Genomic DNA, 8,877 nt, shown 5'->3' on the forward strand with positions numbered 1-8,877 from the left:
TGGGGAAAGATCCTGGAGTCTCAGGGCTGAGAGTTTCGAATGTTCTCCACAAGACGGTAAACGGTCGTTTGGCCGAATGTTTTCGGCCAGTCTTTGCATGGCGGATTGTCCCGCGTTTTTGCCCGTCGAATTGCCGCATCGATTTGCTCCGGGTTGATTTTTGCGCCTCTAAGCCCTTTGTCATAGCCGGGGATCCATCCTTTCAGGCGCTCGGTGCACTCTCTGGATGAGCGGAGTGCTTGACCATCTTCATAATGCAGGAGCAGCCAGTATTCGAATTTCGGGTTACTGAGTGCAAGAAAGTTCTGCCTGTTTCCTTGTGTCCATTGGTGCAATTGGTCGATCTGCTGATCTGTCCATTGGTCTTTGTCAATGATCACCCAGGCCTCGTCGGAGGGCCTGATCTTTTCATCACGGAGAAATGCCGTCATCCTTTTCAGGACGTGAGGTGGTGAGCTCTTATGCTTGCCGTTCAGGCATCGTACATGGAGTACCGACGCATCTGTCATTGAATCGTCATTGAAGAGGCTGAAATACGCCGGTTCGGTCTTTCCTCCCTCAGTCGCAAGAAGAAAGAGCTTTTTGTAGGGCCTCTCTCCCATGGGACGGGATATTGTCCGGCGTTTTCGTGCCATTACCCGGCCTCCTGTCCTTTCGTGTTCAGATTGGCAAAGGTATTGCCGGAGAGAATACGGGGGATGCCTCCAAGACGGCCTTGCAGGTAGCTTTTTCGGATGTCTTTGTCATTCCGCACATCTTTGTATTCGCTGAAAGATGTCAGTCTGGACGATCCCGATGACTTGCGTTCGGCAATCCACATTTCATCACGCCGCAGCAACAGCTGATCCATAAGCAGTACATCGTGAGTGGTAAACAACAGTTGTGAGCGGCTTTCGGAGGAACAGCCGGCAAGATAGGCTTCAAGCAGCTTCCGTGTGAGGAGGGTATGGAGGCTACGGTCCACTTCATCGATAATAAAGACTTTACTGCGGCGAGAATCGGCGAGCTCCAGGAATGCGGGGAGTAGGTCAATAACCCTTTGTGAGCCGTCCGACTCCTGATGCATCTCGAATTTGGCGTCAGTTCCGTCCGATTTCGTGTGGTAGGAGACCAGTTTCCTTGCTGTCAGTTTGTTATTCCTCCGGGTAAATACAAAACGATCGTTCCTGCCGGACATCAATCTGACACTGGTGCCTTCCTTGACTTCTTCTTGCAGAAGTCTTTTCATTGGTTCGGAGAGAGGGGTATGATCAATAGGCATTTCCTCGCTTCCAAGATGGTCGATGCCGGTATCGAGCTCCCGGAGCATGGCGTTCATTGCCGGATAGAGTGGGTGTCGGTCATCAAGAAATTGTTCAAATGGCTCAAAGCGTGAATCAGGGGCAATGAGGTCCAGAGTATCTTTGAACCAGTCATAGACTGGTCGGAAAGTTTCTACTTTCTGCGAGATGGCGTTTGTCAAAAACAGCTGGTTGTCACGGGTACCCTGAAAAGCGAACTGCAGAAAAGAGTCTTTCTGAAGGGATGGTTCGAACTTAATGGTGTTGTTGTGACGCCGGTACAGCTCTTTTTCGCTTGAGCTGGTAATAACGGTCAGTTGCTCTTCAACAATTGCCCCGGTGGTCACGGCAAAGGCAAATTCGTAGAGTGTTTCGTTGATGAGGATCTCGAAGCTGAACCGTGTTGGTTTGTTGTCGCTTGCACTATCCAGACGAAATGTTTCCACTGGAAGAGGGCTGTCGGGCTGTGTCCCTTTGACTACGAGCAGTTTGGCAAAGTTCAGTGCTTTGAAGAAGTTGGTTTTGCCCGATGCATTCCCTCCGTATATCGCTGCGATAGGGAGTATTCGGGTGTTGAATTTGCTGATTTTGGCGACTCTTTCCCCGTGTTGGCGTTCGCGACTGGCAACCATCGAGAACCTGGTGGGATCGCGGAAAGACATCCAGTTTTCAAGGGAGACGCTGATGAGCATATGTGGCCATGTTTGTGAGGATAAATCTCTTTCGATTGGTTTTAATATAGATATTATAAGTCATACCCTCAATCCTAGGAGAAAATATCTCGCAAGCCGGTTTTTTTGTATAGTCTTTTTTCAGCGGATCTGCGCGTTCTTCTTTTCGCCATTCATGACGGTAACACTCTTTGAGTGGGTATGATCTGATGCGGAAAGAACGCCGATTCGGAGTTGATTGAAAAGGATATTGAATGAAGGCTGGCGTTTCGGGTGCAGGCGATTTTGAGGAAAACCCCGGAATCGGATGCATTCTGGTAAAGAGCCATTACCAGCTGCAGAGTTTCCCATAGCCCTTGCGATTCAGCAGGGAGACCAAGTGTTTTCAAGCCGACGCTTCAAGATCTGGTTGAAAATGGGGGGGCCGAATATATCATCCCCGAAAAAACCAGACAGGTGTTTAGAGACGTATCAGCCTTGGAAAAAAGGCCTCAGCGTACTGGACGTGAGACTGGCCGGGACGGAGGGTGGATATGAGACGTACTCCTGCAGCCCCGTCAAGTCAGGCAACGGGGCGAAGCCATTGTAGCCTGCATTTCAATCCGATTGAGGCGGGCGTATCAGAGGAGGGTATCTGCGCTCCCGGTCTCAGCTGCCGAAGGCCGTGTTCTTATCCGCCCCTTAGCGCAGGATAAGCAGCGGCACCTCGCTTGAGGCGAGCATTTTCGTCGTGGTGCTGCCGATGAGGAACTGCCGGATGCGGGAGTGTCCGTATGCACCCATGACCATGAGGTCGATGTCGTGCTCCCGGCGGTATCCGAGAAGTGCGTCGTGCGCGTTGCCGTCGAGTGATGCGTCCGTCACCCTGAACCCCTTTTCCCCCAGTATCCGGCAGGCTTCAGTCAGCTCGTTCTGCCGGGTGTCGGCAGCTTTGCCCGCCATGACCACATGGCAGGGGATGGCCTCGAGGAGAGGACTGCCGGCGACCATGTCGATTGCTTTCCATGCCGTCGGGCTGCCGTCAAAGGAGATCATGAACGAACGGGGTTTTTGGAATCCGGGCAGTACGACAAGGATGGGGCGGGAGATGGTGCGGATGACGTTTTCGATGTTGCTGCCGATTGCCCGGTGTGCCCTCGGGTTTGATTCCCCCTCCCGGCCCATGACACAGAGGCGTGTTTCAGCTGCCAGGTCCTCGAGGATGTCGACGAGCGGGCCATGCAGCTGGCGCGATGCGACAGGGCCTGCTCCGGAGGCTTCCACCCGCTCTCGAGCGGCCTGGAGCATGGCTTTTCCCTGCTGCTGCAGCAGCCGGCTTTTCTTCTCCTCAAGGGCTACGAGTTCAAGCAGCAGCTGTTCCCTGGTGCCGAAGCCGATCGAGCCCGAGAGGTCCCCTCCGGCCGGCTTATCGGGCTTTTCAAGCACATGGAGCAGCTCGAGCGGAGCCTGCAGCCGGCGGCTTGCCCATGCTGCAGCGTCACAGACGGCAGTTGCCGCAAGAGATCCGTCGATACAGGCCAGTATGTTTGTCATGGGTGTTCTCCTCTCTTTCGTTAATGACCGGCCAGGATCTTTTCGATCTCTGCCTGCTTGTCGTGCAGTCCGAAACGGTCCACGATGGTGGCGCTGGCTTCGTCCATGCCGACGAGTTTCACTTCGGTGCCTTCACGCCTGAACTTCATGACCACCTTGTCAAGCGCAGTGACGGCGCTGACATCCCAGAAGTGGGCTTCGGAGAGGTCGATGGTGACACGCTCGATTGCCTCCCGGAAGTTGAACGATGCCGTGAACTTCTCCGTCGAGGCAAAGAAGACCTGCCCGATGACCTTATAGGTACGTTCGGTTTCAGGCGTTTCGTCGCACTTGACTACCATGAAGTGGCCAACCTTGTTGGCGAAGAAGAGGGTGGCCAGCAGCACGCCGACGAGGACGCCGATGGCGAGGTTGTGGGTTGCGACGACCACGACGACGGTGGAGAGCATCACGATGTTGGTGGAAAGCGGATAGCTTTTCAGTTTGCGGAGCGAGTCCCAGGAGAAGGTGCCGATGGAGACCATGATCATGACGGCTACCAGGGCTGCCATGGGAATCTGTTTCAGCCAGTCTCCGAGGAAGACGATGAAGACGAGCAGGAACACGCCGGCAGAGAGTGTTGAGAGCCGGCCGCGCCCTCCCGACTTCACATTGATGACCGACTGGCCGATCATGGCGCAGCCTGCCATGCCGCCGACGAGGCCTGCGCCGATGTTTGCGATGCCCTGTCCGCGGCATTCGCGGTTGCGGTCGCTTGCGGTGTCGGTGAGGTCGTCGACAATGGTGGATGTCAGCATGGTTTCCAGAAGCCCTACAATGGCGAGGCCGATGGAGTAGGGCAGGATGATGCGGAGTGTTTCAAGGTTCAGGGGCACCTCCGGCAGGAGGAAAATCGGCAGTGTGTCGGGTAGTGTTCCCATGTCGCCGACCCTGTGGATGTCAAGCCCGAGTGCCATTGAGAGTGCCGTCAGGGAGAGGATGGCAACGAGCGGAGAGGGAATGTGCTTTCCTGCGACTGGAATGAGCGGAAAAAGGTAGATGATGGCCAGTCCCGCCGCAGTCAAGAGATAGACGGCAGCGGGAGCATCGGTGAGCTCGGGAAGCTGGGCCATGAAGATGAGGATTGCAAGGGCGTTGACGAATCCGGTGATAACCGCCCGGGAGATGAAGCGCATGAGGTTGCCGAGCTTGAGATAGCCGGCAATGATCTGGAGGACCCCGGTGAGAAGGGTTGCGGCAAGAAGGTACTGGAGACCGTAGTCTTTGACGAGCGTCACCATGAGCAGAGCCATGGCACCGGTGGCCGCTGAAATCATGCCGGGCCGCCCGCCTGTGAAAGAGATGATGACGGCGATGCTGAATGATGCATAGAGGCCGACTTTCGGGTCAACTCCCGCTATGATCGAGAACGCGATGGCTTCGGGTATGAGCGCAAGGGCGACGACGAGGCCTGCCAGCAAGTCGCTCTTGGGGGTGGAGAACCACTCTTTCTTTATGGACTTTCGCATAGGGTCGGGGGGCAGGTGCGGGGAGCTCCTCTATCTGGAGCGCACCTGGTGTGAAGGGTTGTGCTGCAGGCATAGTTCCCGTTACGGGAGCGGGGAACAGGGGTCCTTGGTGGAAAAATGTACTGCTGAATGTACGATTTCCCGCCGTGTTTTAAAACCCCCTGTTCCGATAGAGGGCATGCAGTTGCAGTGCCGGCCCGGCTTCAAAGAGAGTTTCTGAGAACTGCGATGATGTCGGCTTCACTCATTGCCGGGCGGCCCGGAAGTCGTCCTTCAAGGTCATGAACGACCAGAAGCGTGTCTTTTGCATAGCGCTCCAGGAGTTCTTCGCCGATGCCCAGTTCGCCGAGGCTGGTCGGGCAGCCGATGTTTTTGAGGAACGCTTCGAGGCGATCGATTCCTTCCATGGCGGCATCAATGTCAGCCGGCCCGTTCTGGCGGACGCCGAAGATGCGGTTCGCGAACAGGGCAAACCGCTCCGGACGCCGCATTGCGGCAAACCGCATCCAGGAGGCGTTGATGGCCGAGAGGCCGGCGCCGTGTGCCACATCGTGGTGGGCCGAGATGGAGTGCTCGATCATGTGCACGGGGAACGGGGACTGGGTGCCGGCCTGCACCCATCCGTTGAGGGCGACGAGCGAGGCCCACTGAACAAGCTCGCGGGCCATGATGTCCGTGCCGTTGATGACGGCCTTCGGTCCCCACTCCAGGGCAGTCAGGATGACCCCTTCGGCAAAGCGGTCCTGGACCGGCGTGCCGTCGATGCCGTTGAAGTATGATTCAGTGACATGGGTGATGAGGTCTGCGATGCCGTAGGCGGTCTCTGCACGGGGGACGCCGATGCTCAGCTCGGGATCGACCACTGCGACTTTCGGATAGAGGCATGTTGCCGATACGACGGCTTTCAGGGTGCTTTGTTCGTCGGAAATGACGGCGCCCGCATTCATTTCCGAACCGGTTGCCGCAAGCGTCGGTACGGTAATGACGGGGAGTGCCCGTTCGGGAAGCCTCCGGTCCGTCTGGCCGTGTGCCATCATGTTCCATGGATCGCCTTCATAATGGACTGCCGCAGCCATGACTTTGGCCGCATCCATGACGCTGCCGCCGCCAAGGGCGATGACGAGCTCGCAGCCTTCGTTACGGGCTGAGGCGGCGCCGCGCCGGACGCTCGTTATCCGCGGGTTCGGTTCCACTCCCTCGCATTCAACGACGCTGAGGCCTGCGGCATTGAGGCTTGCAATCGCCCTTTTGAGTGATCCGTTCCGCCGGGCGCTTCCGCCGCCGGTGACGAGGAGCGCCTTGGTGCCGTATTGGCGGGCCACTTCACCGAGCCGTGAAAGGGTTCCTGTTCCGAAGATGATGCGTGTGGGGTTCTGGTATTCGAATTGCATGCGTTGCTCCTTGAACTGATGGGTTCTGTATTGAAGTCAATGTAGCAGTCAAAGAGTCAATGCGGCAAGGATTTTCTTCCCGCAAGAGAGATCGGAAGGGGGGATGAATTTTCAGGAAGCGTTTGTTGTTGATGACAGCGATACCCCCCCCCGTAGCAGCGCCACTCCAATTGTGTAACAATAAAAGGAGCGCTTCATGCAGCTTGAATGGCATTCGGCAGGGATCGGTGAGGTGCTTGAGGCACTTGATTCCTCCGAAGGAGGCCTCACCCGGGAGGAAGCCCTGAAAAGACTTGGGGAGGACGGTCCGAACCGGCTGACACCTCAAGAGAAAGTAAGCTGGTTCATCAGGTTTCTCCAGCAGTTCAACAATCTCCTGATCTATGTGCTGCTGGCGGCCGGAATCCTGACGGTGGCCTTGAACCATCTGGTTGATGCCATGGTGATTTTCGGCGTGGTCGTGCTGAATGCGATATTCGGCTTTGTCCAGGAGGGTAAAGCCGAGAAAGCCATGGATGCCCTCAAGGAAATGCTTTCCCTGCAGGCGTTGGTACGCCGGAACGGCAGGACGCATCAAGTAAGTGCCGAGGATCTGGTAAAGGGAGACATCGTGCTGCTGCAGTCGGGCGACAAGGTGCCGGCTGATATGCGCCTCCTGAAGGTAAAGGAACTGAGGGTGGATGAGTCGATTCTGACGGGGGAGTCGCTTCCGGTTGAAAAAAACACGGATGCGGTGCGTTCCGGAACAGCACTCGGCGATCGCTTTTCCATGGCTTTTTCGGGAACACTGGTGACCTACGGCAAGGCGGAAGGGGTGGTCACTTCTACGGGAGACGGAACGGAAATCGGCCGGATCAGTTCGATGCTGGCGACCGTCGAAACCCTCCAGACACCCTTGCTCAGGCGGGTTGAGGCGTTTGGCCGGACCCTTACCATCTCCATTGTTGCCGTTTCGATCTTCATGTTCGTTTTTGGTGTATGGGTAAGGGGGTACCGGCCGGAGGAAATGTTCAATGCCGCCGTCGGGCTTGCCGTTGCGGCCATTCCCGAGGGCCTGCCGGCAATCATGACGATCACGCTTGCCATCGGCGTGCAGTCCATGGCCCGACGGCGCACCATCATCCGGAGGCTGCCTGCGGTCGAAACCCTCGGCTCCGTGTCGGTCATCTGCACCGACAAGACCGGAACCCTTACCTGCAACGAAATGACCGTGCGTTCCATCGCGCTCGGTGATAAAGGGTTCCAGGTGACAGGAGCTGGATACGACCCGCACGGGGCCTTTGTGCTTGATGGGCGGGAGGTTGATCTTGCCCTTCACCCCGACCTCAGGATGCTTGCTCATGTTTCGCTGCTCTGCAACGATGCCGTCCTTGAGCAGGAGGATGGCCGGTGGGTTCTTTCCGGGGATCCGACCGAGGGGGCGCTGGTCTCTTTTGGCATGAAGGCGGGGTATTCGGTCGATGCCGAGAGGGAGGAGTGGCCGCGCATCGATCTCATCCCGTTCGAATCGGAGCACCGGTTCATGGCGACCTTGCACCACAATCATGACGGCAGGGCCTACGTGTACCTGAAAGGGGCTCCTGAAGTGGTTTTAGAGCGTTGCGGGTCGGTATGGAGGGATGAGGGTGAGGGTTCCTTGAGGCCTGAGTTCTGGCAGAAAAAGGCTGAGGATATGGCTTCCCGCGGGGAGCGGCTGCTGGCGATTGCATGCAAGCCGGTGACGACCCGGCAAAGCGCGCTCGGGTTCGGGGATGTGGAGGACGGGTTCGGTCTCGTAGGGATTGTCGGCATGATCGATCCACCCCGAGAGGAGGCGGCGCAGGCGGTTTCCCGCTGCCGGGATGCCGGCATACGGGTCAAGATGATTACCGGCGACCATGCCGATACGGCCAGGGCAATCGGCAGAATAACCGGCATAGGGGACGGGCTCAAGGTCCTTCGGGGAAGTGAAATCGAATCCATGGATGACCGGGAGCTGATCGGCAAGGCGGCGGAGATCGATGTGTTCGCACGCAGCAGCCCTCTGCATAAACTCCGCCTCGTGACGGCGCTGCAGGCGGGTGGCAACGTGGTTGCCATGACAGGCGACGGGGTCAACGATGCGCCGGCCCTCAAGCGTGCTGACGTCGGCATCGCGATGGGCGGAAAGGGAACGGAGGTGTCGAAAGAGGCTGCCGAAATGGTGCTGACGGACGATAATTTCGCCACCATAGCCAATGCGGTGGAAGAGGGCCGAACCGTCTACGACAACCTGATCAAGTCCATTCTGTTCGTGCTGCCGACCAACGGGGGGGAGGCTTTGAGCATCCTGTTCGCTGTCCTGCTCGGCTACACGCTGCCGATAACGGCGGTGCAGATACTCTGGGTGAACATGGTTACGGCCGTCACCCTTGCCCTCGCGCTGGCTTTTGAGAAGCCCGAAAAGAACGTGATGCGGCGAAGTCCCCGAAAGCAGGACGAGCCGCTGCTTTCGCCTTTTGTGTCCTGGCGGATA

Annotated in this window: 6 protein-coding genes; 1 reads left to right on the forward strand and 5 read right to left on the reverse strand. The window is 57.2% G+C overall.

What is annotated here, in order from left to right; genetic code table 11:
* Positions 1-20: 20 nt before the first annotated feature.
* The 5 genes from A3K90_RS01455 to A3K90_RS01475 form a co-directional block, all read right to left on the reverse strand.
* Positions 21-635 carry an RloB family protein gene (locus A3K90_RS01455; RefSeq protein ID WP_369690400.1) on the reverse strand — a complete coding sequence of 205 codons (615 nt, stop codon included), beginning with the start codon at positions 633-635 and terminating at the stop codon, positions 21-23.
* On the reverse strand, positions 635-1,972 hold the full coding sequence (locus A3K90_RS01460; protein ID WP_303680818.1) for an ATP/GTP-binding protein: 1,338 nt from the start codon (positions 1,970-1,972) through the stop codon (positions 635-637). Before A3K90_RS01460 ends, A3K90_RS01455 begins: the two co-directional genes overlap by 1 nt.
* A gap of 660 nt (positions 1,973-2,632) precedes the next feature.
* Positions 2,633-3,484, reverse strand: a complete 852-nt coding sequence (locus tag A3K90_RS01465; RefSeq protein ID WP_303680819.1) for a universal stress protein — start codon at positions 3,482-3,484, stop codon at positions 2,633-2,635.
* 20 nt (positions 3,485-3,504) lie between these two features.
* Positions 3,505-4,992, reverse strand: a complete 1,488-nt coding sequence (locus A3K90_RS01470) for a SulP family inorganic anion transporter (protein WP_303680820.1) — start codon at positions 4,990-4,992, stop codon at positions 3,505-3,507.
* A gap of 203 nt (positions 4,993-5,195) precedes the next feature.
* A complete protein-coding gene (locus A3K90_RS01475) occupies positions 5,196-6,383 on the reverse strand; it encodes an iron-containing alcohol dehydrogenase (RefSeq protein WP_303680821.1) in 1,188 nt (395 codons plus the stop codon).
* Positions 6,384-6,579: 196 nt separating this feature from the next.
* On the opposite strand from A3K90_RS01475, the gene A3K90_RS01480 reads away from it, so the two are divergent.
* Positions 6,580-8,877: HAD-IC family P-type ATPase (locus A3K90_RS01480; protein ID WP_303680822.1), on the forward strand; the 2,298-nt coding region annotated here is incomplete at its 3' end.

The sequence above is a fragment of the Pelodictyon luteolum genome, assembly GCF_001622165.1.
Classification (GTDB): domain Bacteria; phylum Bacteroidota; class Chlorobiia; order Chlorobiales; family Chlorobiaceae; genus Chlorobium; species Chlorobium luteolum_B.